This is a genomic window from Vibrio diazotrophicus, assembly GCF_038452265.1.
GTDB lineage: Bacteria > Pseudomonadota > Gammaproteobacteria > Enterobacterales > Vibrionaceae > Vibrio > Vibrio diazotrophicus.
In genome coordinates this window covers 720850-741769 of the sequence record NZ_CP151842.1, presented here as the reverse complement: position 1 = coordinate 741769, position 20920 = coordinate 720850, and the positions used below count along the sequence as shown (strand labels likewise).

Sequence of the window (20920 nt, the reverse complement as noted above, 5' to 3'; positions counted from 1 at the left end):
TACACTTTAAACTTGCCCCTTAAGCCACTGCGTAAAAGTCGCAGTGGTTTCATTTGGGTTATGGGTGATCAAAAAGTACCCTGCGTTTGCGGGTATGGGGTTGAATGGTGAAATAAGCTTGCCTGTTTCCAGTTCATTTTGCAGTAGCATTGAGCGAGCCATGGCAATCCCTACCCCTGCTTCAGCAGCGGACATCGCCATATCGGTGCGGTTAAAGAAGTGCCCTTTGAGAGTCGAAATCTCAACGCCCATTTCGGACGCCCAATAAAGCCATTCATAATCTCTTGGTGCTTTTGCCCATGGCATTGCGTCATGAAGTAGGTTCACCTCATCCCAATAGTTTTTATTGTTACTAATATCTTCAAGCCATGGGTGAGCTTTTAAATAGGACGGACTCATTACAGGTAACAAAGATTCCGCCATAAGTAGCTCTGAGTTTTTCCTGTTGTAAGGAAAAGGGCCGTAATCTATTGCGAGATCGAAGTCCTTTCTTTCACTATCCACCAGCGCCCCTTCCGCAAAAAGCTGCACCTGAATATCTGGATTCTGATGATAGAAATCTTCAAGTTTGGGTAACAACCATTTGAATGCCAACGACGGAGTGAGTTTAAGGCGGATCTCTTTACGATTCTCACGTTGCTCCAAGTTATGTAACGACTCTTCGATATCGTGAAAACTGCGTTGGACAACAGCTCTAAGTGTCTCTCCTGCTTCAGTTAATTTCACTCCACGCGAATGGCGTTCAAATAGACTAAAACCTATTTTTGATTCCAGTTGGAGTAACTGCTGACTAATTGCGCCTGTCGTTATGTGCAATTCCTTAGCTGCTGCACTGAAACTTGGATACTGAGCCACTAACATGAAGGTGTGTAACGCTGATACTTGAGAACTCTTTAACATAGCTTTGCTTATAGTTTTACTAAACACTGCTGATAATTTTTATCGATTGTTAACAAAAGGTAAAGCAAAGAAACTACCGCTATAACAAATGAGGAGTTTCAAATGGAAGTTATCGTTCTTGGAAGTGGTGTCGTAGGTTTAACATCAGCATGGTATTTGTCTCAGGCAGGTCATAGCGTGACTGTGGTAGACCGCCAACCACGTAGTGCTGAAGAAACCAGTTTTGCAAATGCTGGGCAAATCTCATATGGCTATTCATCTCCATGGGCAGCTCCAGGTATTCCTCAAAAAGCGATTAAATGGTTATTTGAAAAACACGCACCTTTAAAAGTTAAACCATCGCTTGATCCTCAAATGCTGCAATGGATGACGCAGATGTTGGCGAACTGCCAACTTGCACGTTACCAAATCAACAAGTCTCGCATGCTGGCCATTGCGAATCATAGCCGCGAGTGTTTGCAAGAGCTTAAGAAGCATCACAACGTAGAATATCAAGGTCGCCAGAAAGGCACACTACAAGTATTCCGTACCGAAAAGCAGCTCGTTTCTATCGAAAAAGATATGAAGCTATTAGAACAAAGTGGCGTACGTTTTGAACTGATGGATGTGGCTTCTTGTATTAAACAAGAGTCAGGCTTAACTCCAGTGCAGGATAAACTGGTTGGTGGCCTCTATTTGCCTGATGATGAAACCGGTGACTGTTACCTTTTCTGTCAGCAACTAACGGAGCTAGCGAAATCCCAAGGCGTACAATTCAAGTTCGATACTCAAATTCAATCACTAGAGATTGAAGGCAAAAAGATCATGGGTGTCCAAACGGATAAAGGCCTGTTAAAAGCGGACGCTTATGTGGTTGCTTTAGGTAGTTTTTCTAAGCAGATGTTGAAGCCTTTAGGCGTAGACGTACCTGTATACCCAGTAAAAGGTTACTCATTAACCTTACCGATTGTGAATGAAGAGCTTGCTCCTACCTCTACAGTAATGGATGAAACCTACAAAGTTGCATTAACTCGCTTTGATGACAGAATCCGCGTTGCAGGCACAGCAGAATTAGCTGGTTTTGATCCTTCAATTCCGACCGCTCGCAAAGAAACGATTGAGATGGTCGTTCGTGATTTGTTCCCACAAGGTGGCGATTTTAGTAAAGCGGAATTCTGGACCGGCTTCCGTCCGATGACTCCAGACGGTACTCCTATTATTGGTGCTACACCGATAGAGAACCTTTACACCAACACAGGTCATGGCACTTTAGGCTGGACTATGGCGTGTGGATCTGGACAAATTCTTTCAGACATCATCACTCATGGTGATGCAAAAATTGATGTGACAGGATTAGGCGTTTCTCGTTATTACAGCTAAAAATCCTATCAATCACCAAAAAGGGTCTAGTCAGGCCCTTTTTTATTTATGTATATACATATTATTCACCACAAAACATCGCAATTTCAAAACAACCTCAAAATGAAAATTTATTCATATAGGCATGCATAATTCTTATATAAGTAATATCTGATTTATAAAAGACCACTTTTTAACCAAATCTAGAATTTATAACTTACCGCTCACTCATTAATCAGAATTTCGTGTGAAAAATCACAGTAATTAAGTCTTAGAGAAAATTTGGTTAACATTACTGTTACAAAAGATTATTATCTGACACGCAAAACAAACACAACTATCACTCAACAGGGAAAATACTAATGCAGTCATTTGTTGATTTTCTAAATGGAATTATCTGGAGCCCGGCGCTGATTTATCTGTGTCTTGGCGCAGGTGTTTTCTATTCAGTTCTAACTCGTTTCGTTCAGGTTCGTCATTTCTTCGAGATGTGGCGCCTTTTGCTTTCTGGCAAAAGTTCTTCTAAGGGCATATCTTCGTTCCAAGCACTTGCAGTTTCTCTGTCAGGTCGTGTAGGTACAGGTAACATTGCAGGCGTAGCAGCAGCAATCGGTTTTGGTGGTCCTGGTGCGGTATTCTGGATGTGGGTTGTAGCATTCTTTGGTGCCGCGACAGCCTATGCAGAATCAACTCTCGCGCAAATCTATAAAGAAGAAGATAACCATGAGTTCCGTGGTGGCCCTGCTTACTACATCGAAAAAGCAATGGGTCAAAAATGGTACGCGTGGATCTTTGCTATCGCGACTATTTTTGCTTGTGGTGTCCTACTTCCGGGTGTCCAGTCAAACAGCATTGGTAATGCCGTGGAGACTGCATTTGGTTCAGGACCAATGATTGACACTGCTATCGGTACATTCAGTTTCGCAAAAATTCTCACTGGTACGATTGTTTCAATCCTTCTTGCATTCATTATTTTCGGTGGCGTGAAACGTATCGCTAACTTCACACAAATTGTTGTGCCATTCATGGCTCTGGCTTATGTGGTAACTGCGTTCGTTATCATTCTGCTAAACATTGGTGAAGTACCAAGAATCTTCGGCATGATCATTGGAGACGCATTTACACCTATGGCTGGTGTCGGCGCTGCAATTGGTTGGGGTGTGAAACGTGGTGTTTACTCTAACGAAGCAGGTCAAGGTACTGGTCCTCACGCTGCAGCGGCAGCAAGTGTTGATCACCCAGCTCAACAAGGTCTTGTACAAGCGTTCTCTATCTACATCGATACACTATTAGTATGTTCGGCAACAGCATTTATGATCCTAATTACTGGTGCTTACAACGTACACGGTGGCGCTGAAGGTCTGTTCCTAGTTCAGAACATCGCAGCTGATGTAGCGGCGAACGGTCCTGCATTTACACAGATGGCGATTGAAAGTGCACTTCCAGGTGTTGGTAAACCATTCGTTGCATTCGCGTTGTTCTTCTTCGCATTTACAACCATTCTGGCTTACTACTATATCGCTGAAACTAACGTGGCTTACATTCGTCGTACTTTCAAAGTTGACGGCCTAATGTTCTTCCTAAAACTGGTGATCATTACAGCGGTATTCTACGGTACGGTGAAGACGGCAAACCTTGCATGGGCAATGGGTGACGTTGGTGTAGGTATGATGGCTTGGCTGAACATTGTTGGTATCGTAATTATTTTCTTCATGGCTAAACCAACAATGGCAGCGTTAAAAGACTACGAACAACAACAAAAACAAGGCGTAGAAGATTACCTGTTTAACCCTGTAAAACTTGGCATCAAGAATGCAACTTACTGGGAAGAAAAATACAAACGTAGAACAGGTAAAGCACCAACAGCTGACTCAGATTCTGAACTAGAACAAGTTTCAGGCACTCCGGCAGAACAATCTTCTAACTAAAATTAGAAACATGAAAAAAGGGTTAGCTAAGCTAACCCTTTTTATTTGCAGCGAAAACGGCAACTTAGCTTTTCACTGTTTCATGAACAATTTCATCATCGGTATTTGGACATTTTGCCCAATAGCCAGCCAACACAGATCCTGACAAGTTATGCCAGATCGAGAAGATAGTTCCTGCCACAGCTGAAGCTGGAGTGAAGAATTTCATAGCCAATGCAGTCGCTAAGCCTGAATTCTGCAAACCAACTTCAAACGCAACTGTGCGACACACAGTTTCATTAAAGCCAAGTACACGGCAAATCCAATAGCCAGAAGCTAAACCGACACCGTTATGTAAAATAACGGCCAAGGCTACGATTGGGCCGATTGTCGCAAGGTTACTCGCATTCAGCGCCACAACAATGGCAATAATAAGGACAATAGCCGCCATTGAAATAAGTGGTAATACTGGCTCTAGTTTCTCAGTGACTGATCGTAAGAAGACATTCAACAGAACGCCACCAGCAACGGGTACTAAAACAATCTTCACTAAACTCATCAGCATACCGGCGACAGGCACATCAACAGCTTTACCCGCCAATAACTCAACCAATAGCGGTGTCAGTACCACACCAAGTAAGGTGGATATTGATGTCATAGTTATCGACAATGCAACATCCCCTTTTGCCAGATAACACATCACATTCGATGATGTACCACCCGCCACACTGCCAACCAACACCATGCCGATAGTGAGCATTGGATCGAAACCCAACAGTAAGCTAATTAGCAAAGCTGCAATTGGCATGACGGAGAACTGCAAAATCAAGCCAACACCTATCGCCTTCTTATTATGGATAACATTGAGAAAGTCTTTAGGTTTTAGGGTTAACCCCATAGCCAGCATAATGATTGTTAGAAGTGGAACAATTTGGCCTTTGTGCTCAACGAATAAGCTAGGTACAAAATAAGCACAAAGAGAGAACAATATTGCCCATAGAGGGAATAGTTGCGTGATAATCCTTAACATATACATTCCTGTTTAATTTTATATTTATAAGCCTTACCAACTGACTTGCCACTCCCGTTGAAATGACAATATGGGATAAGGGATAGCTAGGCCCATAGCGCTAGTATCAGGAATACGTTACTCCACTCTTTGAATATAAAACAACCAGACATTTACTGTGGATTAGAATTTACACACAAAAAAAGGCCGACCATAGGTCGACCTTTCTATAAATCAAAAGTTAATTAAGCTGCAACTTCTTTCAGTTCAACTTTAACTTCTTCTTTAACGAAAGCTGGTTTACCAACTGGTAGCACTTCACGACCGTATTCAGCATTAAGAACTTGAGCCATTGCGAAGTAGATAGCGCTTGCGCCACAGAAGATACCTTCGAAACCAGCGATAGTGCCGATTAGCTCGCTACCAGTGAAATCACGTAGTGCTAGTAGAGCAAATAGGATAGTCAGTGAACCGAATACTACTTGTTTTGCAACTGGGTAGCAGCGAGAACCAATGAACATGAAACCAGTGAAAATACCCCAAAGACCTAGGTACCAACCCATGAAGTGCTCAGGGCTAGCAGGCAGACCCATTTTTGGCATAACGATTAAGCCAACAAGAGTTAACCAGAATAGACCGTAAGAAGTGAAGGCTGTTGTACCGAAAGTATCACCACGGTTGTAGCACATAATGCCTACAATAACTTGACCTAAACCGCCGTAGAAAATACCCATAGCAAGAATCATAGAATCTAGTGGGAAGAAGCCTGCGTTATGGATGTTAAGCAGAATTGTAGTCATACCGAAACCCATTAGACCAAGTGGTGCTGGGTTAGCTAATTTAGTAGACATTACTCATGTACCTTAAAAAAAGTGGATAAAATTTACGCGCGGATTTTAATGGACAGCTAGATAAAATAAAGACTTCATTTGCAAAAACTTAGATTTCATTTTTATAGTTATTGAGTTGCAAGAAACCAAAAGCTAACTTCACTGTACAGAAATAAAATAACCCTATAAAAAACATAGAATTAAAACACAAGCAAAATGCCCACAGTAGGACAATTGCTTAATGTTTGAGCTTTACAATAGCTCGGACATATTTTCTAACTGAAAAAAGAAAGCCCCAGAGGTTATCTGGGGCTTAGCAGTAGAGCTAATCGAATATTATTCCCACTCGATTGTCGCAGGCGGTTTACCAGAAATGTCGTAAACCACGCGTGAAATGCCATTCACTTCGTTGATGATGCGGTTAGACACTTTACCTAGGAAATCATAAGGTAGGTGAGCCCAATGCGCAGTCATGAAGTCGATAGTTTCTACTGCACGTAGCGATACAACCCAGTCATATTTACGACCATCACCCATTACGCCTACTGAGCGTACTGGTAGGAATACCGTAAATGCTTGAGACACTTTGTTGTATAGATCCGCTGCATGTAGTTCTTCAATGAAGATAGCATCCGCACGACGAAGTAAGTCACAGTATTCTTTCTTGATTTCACCAAGAACGCGAACACCTAGACCAGGACCAGGGAATGGATGACGGAAAAGCATGTTGTATGGAAGACCAAGTTCCAGACCGATCTTACGTACTTCATCTTTGAACAGTTCACGTAGTGGCTCAACCAAGCCCATTTCCATATCGTCTGGCAAACCGCCAACGTTATGGTGAGATTTGATTACGTGAGCTTTACCTGTCTTAGATGCTGCTGATTCAATCACATCTGGGTAGATAGTGCCTTGAGCCAACCATTTTGCATTTTTCAACTTCTTCGACTCTTCATCGAATACGTCAACAAACACGTGACCAATTGTCTTACGTTTCTCTTCTGGATCAGACTTACCTTCCAGAGCATTCAAGAAACGCTCTTCCGCATCCACTTTGATGATGTTCAGGCCGAATTTATCGCCAAACATTTCCATCACTTGCTCACCTTCATTAAGACGAAGTAAGCCGTTGTCTACGAATACACAAGTCAATTTGTCGCCGATTGCACGGTGAACAAGCATTGCAACCACAGAAGAATCCACACCACCAGACAAGCCAAGGATAACTTCATCGTCACCCACTTGCTCTTTGATACGTGCTACTGCGTCTTCAATGATTGATTCAGACGTCCATAAACGCTCACAGGCACATACGCCAAGAACAAAGTTCTCTAGCATTTGCAGACCTTGTTTTGTGTGCGTTACTTCTGGGTGGAACTGAACACCGTAGTATTTCTTCTCTTCATTAGCCATTGCCGCGTAAGGACAAGTGTCTGTTTCACCTACTTTTACGAAGTCAGCTGGAATTTCAACAACTTTGTCACCGTGGCTCATCCAAACATCTTGGATTTCAGCAAGATCTTTGAATAGTGCTGATTCACCAGACACTTTAACTTGTGCGTAACCGAACTCACGTTCTTCTGAACTTGCTACGCGACCGCCTAGCTGTTCTGCCATGGTTTGCATGCCGTAACATACACCCAGAACTGGAACGCCAGAATCAAATACATATTGAGGTGCGCGAGGAGAGTTTTGTTCAGTTACACTTTCTGGACCACCAGAAAGGATAATGCCATCAGGGTTGAATTCGCGAATGTCCGCTTCTTCTACGTCCCAGCTCCACAGTTCACAGTAAACACCGATTTCACGTACGCGACGCGCGACAAGTTGAGTGTATTGAGAACCGAAGTCTAGGATCAGAATTCGTTGATCATGAATGTTCTTTGTCATATTGAGCAATCTTATCAGCTAAATGGAGAATCGGAGGCGAGTCTACTCGCCTCTCTATAAGTCATCAAGTAAAAAAGCAAACGTTTACGTAAGGTACATATTCCGCTAAGAAACTCGCCGTTACGATCAAACGTTTATTGAGCTAAACCGTCTATTAATCTAGACGCGGCTCTTAACCCATACGATAGTTTGGTGCTTCTTTAGTGATTTGAACGTCGTGTACATGAGACTCTGCCATACCAGCACCAGAAATTCGTACGAATTCTGCTTTAGTACGCATGTCTTCAATAGTAGCTGAACCAGTTAGACCCATGCTTGAACGTAAACCACCCATCTGTTGATGAACGATCTCTTTCAGACGACCTTTGTATGCGATACGGCCTTCGATACCTTCAGGAACGAGCTTGTCAGCAGCGTTATCAGACTGGAAGTAACGATCTGAAGAACCTTGAGACATAGCGCCCAAAGAACCCATACCGCGGTATGACTTGTAAGAACGACCATTGTATAGAATGATTTCACCCGGTGCTTCTTCAGTACCAGCGAACATTGAACCAACCATTACACAAGATGCGCCAGCCGCGATTGCTTTACAGATGTCACCAGAGAAACGGATACCACCATCAGCAATAACTGGAATGCCGTATTCATTTGCTACTGCAGCAGCATCTGAAATTGCTGTAATTTGAGGAACACCTACGCCCGTTACGATACGAGTAGTACAGATAGAACCGGGGCCGATACCCACTTTCACAGCACTAACACCAGCATCGATAAGTGCTTTAGCTCCAGCACCAGTCGCTACGTTACCACCAATGATGTCTAAATCTGGGTAAGCTGCGCGAGTTTCACGAATGCGGTTTAGAACACCTTCAGAGTGGCCGTGTGAAGAGTCGATAAGTAGAACGTCAACACCCGCTTCAACAAGAGCTGCTACGCGCTCTTCGTTACCAGCGCCAGCACCAACTGCAGCACCTACACGTAGGCGACCACGAGCATCTTTACATGCGTTTGGTTTACGTTCTGCTTTATGGAAATCTTTTGCGGTGATCATACCGGTTAGCTGGAACTCATCGTTCACAACCAGTACTTTCTCAACACGAGCTTCGTGCATTTTTTCTTGAACTTCAGCGCGGGTTGCGCCTTCTTTCACTGCTGCAAGACGCTCTTTAGGTGTCATTACAGAACCAACTTCTTTTGTTAAATCAGTAACAAAACGAACATCACGGCCAGTAATGATACCAACAAGTTCGTTGTTATCCGTTACCACTGGGAAGCCAGCGAAGCCGTGCTTTTCTGTCAGTTCAATAACATCTGCAATCGTCGCTTCTGGGTTTACTGTGACAGGGTCAACAACAACACCAGCTTCGAATTTCTTAACTTTACGAACTTCAGCTGCTTGCTGCTCGATTGACATATTCTTATGAATAAAGCCAATACCGCCTTCTTGTGCAAGAGCGATAGCTAAACGAGCCTCTGTCACTGTGTCCATAGACGCAGAAATCATTGGAATATTTAGAGTAATATTTTTAGTTAGCTGCGTATGTAGATCGGCAGTGTTTGGGAGAACGGTGGAGTGTGCTGGTACGAGTAGAACATCGTCGAATGTCAGCGCTTCTTTGGCAATTCTAAGCATTTGCAATATCTCACAATTTAGAGGGTAAATATAAAAACAATCCAAATGCCCTTTTCGTATAGAATGTTTAACCATCCCGAAAATTTACATTTGGATTAGATATTGCGGACGGATTATACGCCCGACGCAATCGCTTGGCTACACATTTTTTTCATTTTAATTTGCATTCCGCCCCTTGCTATGTATTATATTGCCGCTAATTTCCATACTCACGTCTGGTTGAAAAATTAGTGCCTTCCAATACCAATCCAAACATCTACACCGTTTCTCGTCTTAATGCTGAAGTCCGATTATTACTAGAAAATGAAATGGGCATCGTTTGGTTAATTGGTGAAATTTCCAATTTCTCAGCTCCTGTTTCTGGTCACTGGTATCTCACGCTTAAAGACTCTCGTGCCCAAGTAAAATGCGCCATGTTCAAAGGCAGTAATCGCTTTGTGAACTTTAAGCCGAAGAATGGTCAGCAAGTATTGGTGAAAGCACGATTATCCCTGTATGAACCGCGTGGTGATTATCAAATCATCATTGAAAGTATGCAGCCTGAAGGTGATGGCCGCTTACAACAGGAATTCGACCAACTAAAAATGAAGTTGGCTTCTGAAGGCTTGTTCGCTCATACCTTAAAGCAAAGCCTTCCTGAACATCCAAGATGCGTGGGTGTCATCACATCGAAAACCGGTGCTGCTCTGCACGACATTCTTCAAGTACTTAAACGCCGAGATCCGAGTTTACCTGTGATCATCTACCCTACTCTGGTTCAGGGAGAAGAGGCTGCGATTCAAATAGCTCAAGCGATTGGGTGTGCGAACTCCCGAGCGGAATGCGATGTGTTGATCGTAGGTCGTGGCGGTGGCTCATTGGAAGATTTATGGTGCTTTAACAACGAAATCGTTGCCCGTACTATTGCAGCCAGTCAGATCCCGATTATCAGTGCAGTTGGACATGAAATTGATGTCACTATTGCCGATTTCGTCGCCGATGTTCGAGCACCAACACCATCAGCGGCTGCTGAACTGGTCAGTAGAGACAACACGCATAAGAAGCAAGCGTTTCAAACCTATCGTCACAAGATAGCCAGCGCTATGCGCCACTATTTTGCTCAGCAGAAAGTGGAGTTGAAACAGCTGCAACATCGTTTAGACCGACAGCATCCAGCCAATCGTTTACAACGCCAGCAGCAACAGTTAGATGAATACAGCATGCGTTTAGAGCGTGCGATTCAAGCTCAAATCAACAAAACACAACAACATCTCGATAAACAGAAACATCAGCTTCAGTTGCTGTCACCGGAAAAGATACTGCGCAATCAACAATATTTGTTAACCAGTAAACAAAAAGAACTGAATGATGCCATGAAGCGATATCTTGTCTCTTCTCGCCACACGTTTACTCGCCTGACAGATAAAATGAACGCGGTTAGTCCGTTGGCGACATTGTCGCGCGGCTATTCAATCACTCAAAATGCTCAAGGTGACGTTATCCATGATGCCAATGATGTTAAGCAAGGTGATCTAATCGTAACTCGTCTCAAAGAGGGCGAGATTCGCTCAATCGTAAAATAGGCTCATCTCGTTATCCTGTTATAAAAAAGCCACTGAGGCTATCAGTGGCAAATATCACAGTGGAATCCCAACACAACTCGGGTCTTACTCAACCTTTAAATTATCTTTTATTTTCTTGGTCAGATTTTCTACATCGACTGGGCGAGAGAAGTAATAACCTTGCAGTAAGTGGCAAGCAAGGTCACCAAGAATTTGCGACTGCTCTTTGGTTTCAACCCCCTCTGCCACAATGGTAAGCTGCTTGATGTTCGCAACCGCCAAGATACTTTTCACTAAGTTGTAAGCATCTTCATCTTCGACTAAATCATTGATAAAGCTCTTATCAATTTTCACTTCATCAACGCAACGGGTAACTTAGATAAATAGCTTAGAGATGAGTAACCGGTACCAAAATCATCAATTGAGAACTTAATACCTACGGCTTTTAGTTGTTCAATAACCGCAACTGTGCCTGGAATATCGTTTAAGAATGTACCTTCCGTGATTTCAAACACAATACGACTTGGATCAATACCTGTCGATTCAATGATCTCAATAGTATTTTCAACGAACCTTTTGCTCATAAGCTGGTTAGGAGAAATGTTGACTGAAAGAGTCAATGCTTCTTCACCATTCGGGCTAACTGATTGAATGTCATTACAAGCTTGAGTCAATACCAGATCACTGATCTTACCAATGGTTCCTTTCTTCTCTGCGATAGGAATAAAATCCAACGGCGCAACTCGACCTAGCTCAACGTTATCCCAACGAACTAAAGCCTCTACGCCAATTATCTTAACGTTCAATGTACTTACTTGCGGCTGGTAGTGAACATAGAATTCTTTGTTTTCGATAGCGAAATCAAGAAGGTTCGAGATCTTAAAATGACGCTCTGAACTCTTAGACATAAACGAAGAATAGTTTACGTGAAATAAATTATTTGCCTTCGCATACTTCATGGCCAGCTAACCGTTACGAACAATGATCGAACCCAAAATATTTCTGTTCTTGAAGTTCACGACTGCATTACGGACACGTAGTGAGATCATTTCACCGCAGATATCAAACTTCTCAAAGGTTTCTGTTTCTTTTGCTACATCGATACACAAACTGACTGACTTTTGGCAAATCACGGCAAATTGGTCTGCCGCAACATGCCCGATGAACATGGTTTCATCCTTTAACTCTTCAAGAGCGCTGGTTACTTGGCGAAGTATTCGGTCACCAACGGCAAAACCATACTGGTTATTTACTTTCTGAAAGTCGACAATGTCGATCAATTGTAATTGGTATTCTTCGCCTTTTTCTTGCAGACATAGATTATCAATATAATCGGACGTGGCCTTTCTATTCGGCAAACCAGTTACATCGTTATAAAGAGAGCGGAAAGCAATTTCATTGTCTTTCTCTTCAATTTGGATAAGTTTTTCTTCGATCGCCGATTTATATTCGTACAACTTTTGGGATGTAATATTTTTTAAGTAATAAATGATGCCAGCGAAGATTATGAAAACCAGAATATGGAATAAGTTTTGATTGGACTTCTCATCTAGGACTAAATCCGTCACCAGTTTAGCTTCAGACTCGGAATAGTTTTTAATATCGTGTAAAAGCTCACCACTACCTAAAACAACGTCCCAATCCTCAACATAACGAATATGTGTGATCTTTTGTGCTTCAGCATCACTCTTACGGTTATTAAAGGCTTTATCGCTATATTCAACCCAAGACGCGCCATTAATAGCGCTTTGATAAATATAGTGAACAACTTTATCGTCGATATCGTCTCTAAATAAATTGTCTGAATTTCGGTGTACTACGAACTTTTTGTTCTTGTTGATAACAAAAATATAGCCGTCATTATTTTCGTTTAACAACTGGAAAGAGTTCATTGTCTTATTGAAAAGCCCCGTCGGAATAATATCACCGTCAGCGAGACCGTTACTTTGGCGAATGACATCCAACATTTTGATTGTTGTATCAACTCGTTCAACAACTTCCGCTTTTCTCATGGCAATGTATTGTTCTTCGACACTAGTGATGACCGAAGCGATTAAGTTATTTGAAAATAACTGCTGATTTATAAAAGACGTACCAATGGCACACACCATAAGTATGCTTGGCAGCCAAAGTAAATATCGCTGCAACACTTTGTCGGTCATTTTCGCGAGTTCTTTCCGTTTCATTTCAGTGTTTATCCAACTTCATATGTGGATTCCCAGCTAACAAATGATACAGATGAAAAGCGAATAGAATAGATATCGAGGACTGATATAACTGTAGGGTAAATCTCACTCAGTCATTGAGTGAGATTTAATATTGAAAAGAACTTAAATAAACCGATTAGTCAACTTTTTGAAACTCAAAACGAATATGCGATTTTGACTTCAGCTCATTACAAGTATTACAAAAATAGTTGGCAGCTCCACATGCTTGCAGTTTCTCTAGTTCGGCTTCGCAGTCGGGACAAAATCCAACCTTTTTAAAATGACTCTCACATGATGAACAGTGGTACTGTCCGTCCCACACAAGCTCTTTGTCACATTGAGGACACAAGTTTTCCATTACACTACTCCAACTTCTAATTCGAAATCTTTGGTTTAAACGCCTGCTTACATATTAAAGATCGTTAAAGAGATCTCAATCCGATCTTCCGCTTTATCTGCTTTGTTCAGCGATCTACCCTTAAAAGAACATTTATATAACCACACACCGAAAGCATAAGTTACATATTCTGCATTTGGATTTTAAACAGATTAATAATCTACTTATAACTTTAAAACCTCAACAAATCAGAACTTAACAAAAGGATTATTTTCCAATTGATGAGTTACATGCGTATGCATTTCGATATGTTCACTGTCACGTTGTACTAGCTTCACTTGTATCTCTTTGAAGCTATTCAATGAATCACAATGCGTTCCACCGCAAGGGATTATCGCTATTTCACCTTCCTGCAAATCACACTGCCAGTAGCGTGAATCCGTCAGGTTCTCGCCTTGTCTGGTGATCTCGATTTTTGATCCCAGTGTTAACCAAGACGCAAGCTGCACATTTACCTGCTCTTCAATCTTAGCTAAGTTTTCTAGCATATCTGCGCTATTCAAACCACGCTTACGCAATGTTTTCCCTAGACGATACGTGTCTACACAGCGATCTTCTGTGACAAAGCTCGTCACTTGCGCATAACTATTAAAATCATTGTGGCCGTGAGGGTCTTTCCTGTCTGCATCTTTACGCCAATATCCAGCCGCTAACACTTTATTTAACGCTAAGTAAGCTAAGTGACCTGCGCTATGACCACGGCTAAGCTGGTTCTGATAAATATCGTCAACAGTTAAACTCACTACATCATGAACTTTGACAGTATTTTCTTCTGCCTTGATTTGATGCACGACAACGAACACCCAACCGGGTTCATCTCGTTTTACGGGAATCTCTTTACCGACCAACAACTGATGCTCGGCCTGATTAATCGCCCCTACAAGGCAGTGCTCAACTGTATAGATACGCTCTCCGATAGCGAGTGTTCCTCGATCGGCTGGATGATCAGGCCAAATATGGCTCACAGGATGAAAAGGAGTCTGGGAGGTCACAATATAAAGTGCTTCTTCGCTAACTCTAACAAACTGTACCTCGCTTGAGAGCTGATAAATGGATTGTGTAAAAGTGACTTGAGTAGGTGTATATGACATATCAAATTATCGGACGGTTATGATTAGCAATCTCCTCTGCAAAAAGCAGAGGTTTACAGATAACAGAAAAAAGCCCAAGCAATGCTTGGGCTCTTAAAAAGCGTTATTTTCTGCGACCTTTCATCATGGTCATCAAGCGCTTGCGTTTGCGCTCTTGCGATAACGTCATTTTGTTAGTTTTACCTTCAAATGGGTTTTCGCTGTTCTGGAACTGAATACGAATCGGTGTACCCATGATATCCAGTGACTTACGGAAGTAGTTCATCAGATAACGCTTGTAAGAGTCTGGTAGCTCTTTAACAAGGTTACCGTGCACAACTACGATTGGTGGGTTATAACCACCAGCATGCGCGTACTTGAGCTTCACTCGGCGGCTACGAACCATCGGCGGTTGGTGATCTTCAGTCGCCATCTTCATGATTCGAGTCAGAACCGATGTACCAACACGAGTTGTCGCAGACTTGTATGCCTCTTGAACAGATTCAAACAAGTGTCCAACACCTGTGCCATGTAACGCAGAAATAAAGTGAATACGAGCGAAGTCAACGAAGCCTAAACGACGATCCAGCTCTTTCTTAACGTGTTCTTTAACATCGGTGTTTAAGCCATCCCACTTATTGACGGCGATAACAATTGAACGACCAGCGTTAAGAGCAAAACCTAATAAGCTTAAGTCTTGATCAGAAATGTTTTCACGAGCATCAATAACCAGTAATACAACGTTGGCATCTTCAATAGCTTTCAACGTTTTAACTACTGAGAATTTCTCAACCGTTTCGTTAACGCGTTTACGGCGACGAACACCTGCGGTATCAATCAGCACGTATTCACGCTCATCACGCTTCATCGGGATGTAGATAGAATCACGCGTGGTGCCCGGCATATCGTAAACCACGACACGTTCTTCGCCCAAAATACGGTTAGTCAGCGTTGACTTACCTACGTTTGGACGACCAATGATAGCCAGTTTAATTGGCTGATCTTGTAGACGCTTATACGCTGCTTCCGCTTCTTCTTCGGTATACTCTAGCTGCTCTTCTTCTGAATCTTCAATATCAGTCAGATCTTCCAGAAGTGCATCTTGAGCCTGCATCTCTTCCGCAATAGGGTTCAACGCACGGTCAATTAAAGCACCAACGCCACGGCCGTGAGCTGCAGCGATTTGGTACATGTTTTCCATACCAAGTTGCCAGAACTCAGCACTCGCTGCGTCTGCGTCAATACCATCCACTTTGTTTACAACCAAAATGCTGTTCTTTTCAATACGACGAAGATGCTGTGCAATCGCTTCATCTGATACGGTAAGACCAGCGCGGCCATCTACCATAAACAGCACAACATCTGCCTCTTCAATCGCAGCTAGCGACTGTTCAGCCATTTTAGTTTCAACACCTTCTTCACTGCCATCAATACCGCCAGTATCAATAACAATAAATTCGTGCTCACCTAGCTTTGCTTGGCCGTATTTACGGTCACGAGTTAAGCCAGGGAAATCTGCAACCAAAGCATCGCGCGTACGCGTTAATCGGTTAAACAGTGTCGATTTACCTACGTTAGGACGCCCAACAAGAGCAACAACAGGTATCATAACAACCTCTACAATTATTAATCATATGTAGTTATAGGTAATGACTGAGAAAACAACCAATCAGCTTTATACCAATATATCCGCCTACGCGAATTATACCCAAACTACTTGGAGTTGCAGGTAGGCGGCAAGTGAGTGAATCCCCATGACCACAAATTACCATGCGTGATTGGGGTGAACGAACGTAGTCAACACCGCTGCAGCTTCAAGTAGGAAGGTTATATATAAGTATTACCTATAACCACATTATTTATTTCAATAAAACGGCTCCTAACTGTTTCCAGCTAGGAGCCGTTTGTGAATGATATCACAATTTACTTTTTGATCGTCAGTTTCTTTACATCGCCATCGCGAGTAACCAGAACATAACCGCCATCAATCACCATTGGACCAACAGCAAAACCGCTATCGTCAATCAACTGCTGAGCAACAAACTCACCAGAGCTACGATCAATCCAGTGCAGATAACCTTCGCTGTCACCAACAACTACGTAGCCTTCAATCACTTTTGGTGCGGTCAGCAAACGGTGCTCTAACTGGTCGTTGCTCCATAGCTCAGTACCACTGCGCGAATCAACCGCAACTAAGTGATCTTTATCCGTCACTAGGAATAGACGGCCGCCATCAGTAGCCATATCGGTTGCTGATGAGTAATTACGTTTCCAGATAGGATTACCAGAACGCAGATCAACTGCAATTAACTGACCGTTGAAACCAATCGTGTAAAGCGTTCCACCGATGATCACAGGAGACGCATCGACATCCACTAAACGGTCAATTTCAGTCGCACCTTTCGGTTGGCCTACTGGTTGTTGCCAAATAAGCTGACCACGAGCAGAAATTGCAGCAGCCAGACGACCACTTGGCGTACCCCAGAACACACCACCAGAAACAGCGGCTGGTTGGCTTTCACCACGTAGCGTTAAGTTCGGTACTTCAGTACTGATTGTCCATTTCTGGCTACCGGTCGCCTGATCTAATGCGACTAACGCACCACGACTGGTATTGAGGATAACAAGGTTATTGTCTGCTACAGGGGAAGCTAACACTTCACCTTCGACTTTCACTTTCCAAGACTCTTCACCAGTCTCAGCATTTAAAGCAATAACAACACCGTTTTCACTGCCAATGTAGATTTGGCCATACGCAGCAACGATACCGCCGGAAAGACGAGCAGAAACATCTTCTTCCAGATCGACTTTCCAGATCTCTTTGCCATTTTCAGGATCAAGCGCTTTTACAATACCGTCACGGCTTGCAACGAAAACTTTGCCGTAAGCAAAATCAGGTGACAGCTTAGAAAAGTAATGACCAACGCCATCACCGATAGAAGTACTCCACAGTGACTGAGGCGTAAATTCACTTTTCACCACTGGCACAGGTGCCATCACAACGTTTTCTTCTTCGCTGGCACAGCCGGCTAGCAGAGCTAACACAGCTGAGGACAGAAGCACTTTGTTGAACATCTTTTTCATCAACTTGTGCCCTTACTTGGCTAGGTCGTCCAGTTTAATTTGCAACGTTTGGCTTGCATCCGTCGCTTGTTGCGCTTCAGTGTAAGCGGCATAAGCAGCAGCAGTGTCGCCCTTACGCAGAGAAATATCACCGCGCAATTCAGCCACTCGGCCTGCCCAACCTTCTTCTGTAATATTGTTCAGCTCAGCTAATGCAGCATCAAAATCACCTTGCTCAGCCTGAACTCGAGCAACGCGTAAAGTAATCACTGGTTTTAAAGCCGCATCTTTAGTCGTGCTTTTCGCCCACTCAAGTTGTGCTAAAGCTTCGTCTAAATTACCTGCTTCAATTTGAACTTTTGCAAGTTGCATTGCTGCAAGCACTGAATACTCAGTGTCTTTATTGCCATCAATAAAGCTTTGAACATCACCACTCGCATCAATGCCTTTAGAGGATAGAGACTGGATTGCTTGAGTATAAGCTTCTGAAGCAGCCTCTTTCGCTTCGGTTACGCTATCTTGATAAAAACGCCAACCAAAAAGACCACCTAAGCCAATGGCAGCACCTAACATTACGGCTTTGCCATTTTCCTTCCACCAATCTTTGATCGCTTCTACTTGTTGTTCTTCAGTATCGTAGAGTTCCACTTCCTATCCTCTTTATTAATGCCAATGACGAGCATTGGCATAATGTATCTCTAAAAATGCGCTATTAGATCAGATGAGCCAGCTTGCTCGCGATCTCTGCTTGAGAAATTGTTTCTTGCTCGCCGCCTGCTAAGTCTTTTACAACCACAGTGTTACCCGCAACTTCGTCTTCACCCAAAACTAATGCTATCGCAGCACCAACTTTGTCCGCACGCTTAAACTGTTTCTTAAAGTTTCCGCCGCCGAAGTGTGTCATAACACGAAGACCTGGAACCTGCTCACGAATTAATTCAGCAAGCTTCATTCCCGCTGACAGAGTACCTTCGCCAGCCGTCACCACGTAAACATCAACGCTGCGACGAACATCTGTGTTGCCTAATGTTTCCATCATCAACACTAAACGTTCTAGACCCATAGCAAAGCCTACAGCTGGGGTTGGTTTTCCACCCAACTGCTCAACAAGACCATCGTAGCGACCACCGCCACATACGGTACCTTGTGAACCAAGACTTTCAGTGATCCACTCAAATACAGTACGGTTGTAGTAATCCAGACCACGAACTAAACGCTCGTTAACCGTATATTCGATACCAGCAACATCAAGAAGTTCACATAAACCTGCAAAATGTTGTTTTGACTCTTCATCTAGGTAGTCAGACAGCTTAGGTGCGTCACCTAATACGGCTTGAACATCTGGGTTTTTAGTATCCAGTACGCGCAGAGGGTTGGTGTATAGACGACGCTTAGAGTCATCATCCAGTACATCCATATACTGCTCTAAATACTCAATTAAAGCGGTACGGTAGTTCGCACGCGCGTCAAGTGAACCGATTGAGTTCAGTTCAAGACGTACATGTTCAGAAATGCCAAGCTCACGCCACATACGAGCCGTCATCATGATCAGTTCAGCATCGACATCAGGGCCATCAAGACCAAATACTTCCACACCACATTGGTGGAACTGACGGTAGCGACCTTTCTGAGGGCGTTCATGACGGAACATTGGGCCCATGTACCACAGACGTTGTTCTTGGTTGTACAACAGACCATTTTCGATACCAGAACGTACACAACCCGCAGTACCTTCTGGGCGTAGCGTTAAGCTATCACCGTTACGGTCTTCAAAGGTGTACATCTCTTTTTCAACAACGTCAGTGACTTCACCAATCGCACGGCTAAATAGATGTGTCATCTCAACGATAGGCATACGAACTTCGTTATAGCCGTAAGCACTAATTACGTTTTTTACCGTGCCTTCCACTTTTTGCCAAAGTGGAGACTGAGTTGGGAGACAGTCGTTCATGCCTCGGATTGCTTGAATAGTCTTTGCCAAAATAGTTACCGTAATATCGTTTAGATTAATCTTGTTCAAGTTGCTGAATGTTGATGCGACTCTTCTCATCTAACATTGATGCTTTGGCGCGAATTTTCGCTTCAAGCTGAGCAACTAGATCGTCGTTGTCAAAACGTTCTTTTTGACGAACGCCGTCTTCATAAAATGCGCTTTTCTTATTGCTGCCTGCCAGACCTAAATGGGAAGCTTCCGCTTCGCCCGGGCCATTTACTACGCAGCCAATAATTGAAACATCCATTGGCGTCAAAATATCTTCCAACCGTTGTTCCAGCTCGTTCACAGTAGAAATAACATCAAACTCTTGACGAGAGCAGCTCGGGCAAGCGATAAAGTTAATTCCGCGAGAACGGATACGCAGTGATTTCAAAATATCGAAACCGACTTTAATTTCTTCAACCGGATTGGCAGCCAAAGAGATACGCAAAGTATCACCGATACCTTCCGCCAACAGCATGCCTAAGCCAACCGCAGACTTCACTGAACCGGCACGAGCGCCGCCCGCTTCAGTAATACCTAAGTGCAATGGCTGGTCGATTTTCTTCGCCAGCAAGCGGTAGGAATCCACCGCAAGGAACACATCGGATGCTTTCACACTGACTTTAAACTTATCAAAGTTCAGACGATCAAGAATATCCACATGGCGCATCGCCGATTCCACCAATGCTTCTGGGGTTGGCTCGCCATATTTCATTTGCAGATCTTTTTCTAATGATCCGCCGTTTACACCGATACGAATCGGGATATTTTTATCACGCGCGCAGTCAACAACAGAACGGATGCGAGATTCGTTACCAATGTTGCCTGGGTTGATACGTAAACAGTCAACACCGTACTCTGCCACTTTCAATGCGATACGATAGTCAAAATGAATATCCGCAACGAGCGGCACTGATACTTGCTGTTTGATGAGCTTGAAAGCTTCTGCGGCGTCCATAGTAGGAACAGATACGCGAACGATATCTGCACCGACATTTTCCAGAGCTTTGATCTGAGCGACTGTCGCTTCCACGTCAGTCGTTCTTGTATTGGTCATTGATTGCACAGCAATTGGCGCACCATCGCCAATTGGCACATCCCCTACATAAATACGTGTAGAAGGACGACGTTTGATCGGAGATTCGTGTTGCATA

At 43.3% G+C, this 20920-nt stretch carries 18 protein-coding genes; 3 read left to right on the top strand and 15 right to left on the bottom strand.

What is annotated here, in order from left to right; all coding sequences use genetic code 11:
• Positions 1-6 precede the first annotated feature (6 nt).
• On the bottom strand, positions 7-900 hold the full coding sequence (locus tag AAGA51_RS03365; protein WP_042489704.1) for a LysR substrate-binding domain-containing protein: 894 nt from the start codon (positions 898-900) through the stop codon (positions 7-9).
• 102 nt (positions 901-1002) lie between these two features.
• On the opposite strand from AAGA51_RS03365, the gene AAGA51_RS03360 reads away from it, so the two are divergent.
• Positions 1003-2259 carry a D-amino acid dehydrogenase gene (locus AAGA51_RS03360; RefSeq protein ID WP_042489702.1) on the top strand — a complete coding sequence of 419 codons (1257 nt, stop codon included), beginning with the start codon at positions 1003-1005 and terminating at the stop codon, positions 2257-2259.
• A 341-nt stretch (positions 2260-2600) separates the two neighbouring features.
• Complete coding sequence (locus AAGA51_RS03355) at positions 2601-4166, top strand: alanine/glycine:cation symporter family protein (protein WP_042489699.1); 1566 nt, start codon at positions 2601-2603, stop codon at positions 4164-4166.
• 64 nt (positions 4167-4230) lie between these two features.
• On the opposite strand, the gene AAGA51_RS03350 is transcribed toward AAGA51_RS03355, so the two are convergent.
• From AAGA51_RS03350 to guaB, 4 genes are all read right to left on the bottom strand, one after another.
• Complete coding sequence (locus AAGA51_RS03350; protein ID WP_042489697.1) at positions 4231-5175, bottom strand: bile acid:sodium symporter family protein; 945 nt, start codon at positions 5173-5175, stop codon at positions 4231-4233.
• 224 nt (positions 5176-5399) lie between these two features.
• Positions 5400-6005 (bottom strand): acetate uptake transporter, encoded by a 606-nt coding sequence (locus tag AAGA51_RS03345; protein WP_042489695.1) that lies wholly within the window; start codon positions 6003-6005, stop codon positions 5400-5402.
• A gap of 315 nt (positions 6006-6320) precedes the next feature.
• On the bottom strand, positions 6321-7874 hold the full coding sequence (gene guaA, locus AAGA51_RS03340) for a glutamine-hydrolyzing GMP synthase (RefSeq protein ID WP_042489694.1): 1554 nt from the start codon (positions 7872-7874) through the stop codon (positions 6321-6323).
• Positions 7875-8046: 172 nt separating this feature from the next.
• Positions 8047-9510, bottom strand: coding sequence for an IMP dehydrogenase (gene guaB, locus AAGA51_RS03335; protein ID WP_042489692.1), 1464 nt, complete (start codon positions 9508-9510; stop codon positions 8047-8049).
• A gap of 230 nt (positions 9511-9740) precedes the next feature.
• Between guaB and xseA the strand changes: the two genes are divergently transcribed.
• Positions 9741-11072 (top strand): exodeoxyribonuclease VII large subunit, encoded by a 1332-nt coding sequence (xseA, locus tag AAGA51_RS03330; protein WP_042489690.1) that lies wholly within the window; start codon positions 9741-9743, stop codon positions 11070-11072.
• Between the two features lie 84 nt (positions 11073-11156).
• Here the strand turns inward: xseA and AAGA51_RS03325 are convergent, their stop codons facing one another.
• The 10 genes from AAGA51_RS03325 to ispG all read right to left on the bottom strand — a co-directional run bounded on the left by AAGA51_RS03325 (position 11157) and on the right by ispG (position 20919).
• Entirely contained in the window at positions 11157-11405 is a 249-nt protein-coding gene (locus AAGA51_RS03325) for an EAL domain-containing protein (protein ID WP_052404634.1), read from the bottom strand.
• Entirely contained in the window at positions 11402-11959 is a 558-nt protein-coding gene (locus AAGA51_RS03320; protein WP_052404633.1) for an EAL domain-containing protein, read from the bottom strand. The genes AAGA51_RS03325 and AAGA51_RS03320 overlap by 4 nt, the downstream gene beginning before the upstream one ends.
• Before the next feature lie 57 nt (positions 11960-12016).
• Positions 12017-13237, bottom strand: a complete 1221-nt coding sequence (locus tag AAGA51_RS03315; RefSeq protein ID WP_081878778.1) for a diguanylate cyclase domain-containing protein — start codon at positions 13235-13237, stop codon at positions 12017-12019.
• 157 nt (positions 13238-13394) lie between these two features.
• Complete coding sequence (locus AAGA51_RS03310; protein WP_042489686.1) at positions 13395-13616, bottom strand: zinc ribbon domain-containing protein; 222 nt, start codon at positions 13614-13616, stop codon at positions 13395-13397.
• A gap of 227 nt (positions 13617-13843) precedes the next feature.
• Entirely contained in the window at positions 13844-14746 is a 903-nt protein-coding gene (locus AAGA51_RS03305) for a metal-dependent hydrolase (RefSeq protein WP_042489684.1), read from the bottom strand.
• Positions 14747-14849: 103 nt separating this feature from the next.
• A complete protein-coding gene (gene der, locus AAGA51_RS03300) occupies positions 14850-16334 on the bottom strand; it encodes a ribosome biogenesis GTPase Der (RefSeq protein WP_042489682.1) in 1485 nt (494 codons plus the stop codon).
• 314 nt (positions 16335-16648) lie between these two features.
• A complete protein-coding gene (bamB, locus tag AAGA51_RS03295; RefSeq protein ID WP_042489680.1) occupies positions 16649-17809 on the bottom strand; it encodes an outer membrane protein assembly factor BamB in 1161 nt (386 codons plus the stop codon).
• Between the two features lie 12 nt (positions 17810-17821).
• Positions 17822-18436 carry a YfgM family protein gene (locus AAGA51_RS03290; RefSeq protein ID WP_042489679.1) on the bottom strand — a complete coding sequence of 205 codons (615 nt, stop codon included), beginning with the start codon at positions 18434-18436 and terminating at the stop codon, positions 17822-17824.
• 64 nt (positions 18437-18500) lie between these two features.
• Positions 18501-19769 (bottom strand): histidine--tRNA ligase, encoded by a 1269-nt coding sequence (gene hisS / locus AAGA51_RS03285; protein ID WP_042489710.1) that lies wholly within the window; start codon positions 19767-19769, stop codon positions 18501-18503.
• A gap of 25 nt (positions 19770-19794) precedes the next feature.
• Positions 19795-20919, bottom strand: coding sequence for a flavodoxin-dependent (E)-4-hydroxy-3-methylbut-2-enyl-diphosphate synthase (gene ispG / locus AAGA51_RS03280; protein WP_042489677.1), 1125 nt, complete (start codon positions 20917-20919; stop codon positions 19795-19797).
• Between the last annotated feature and the right edge of the window lies 1 nt (position 20920).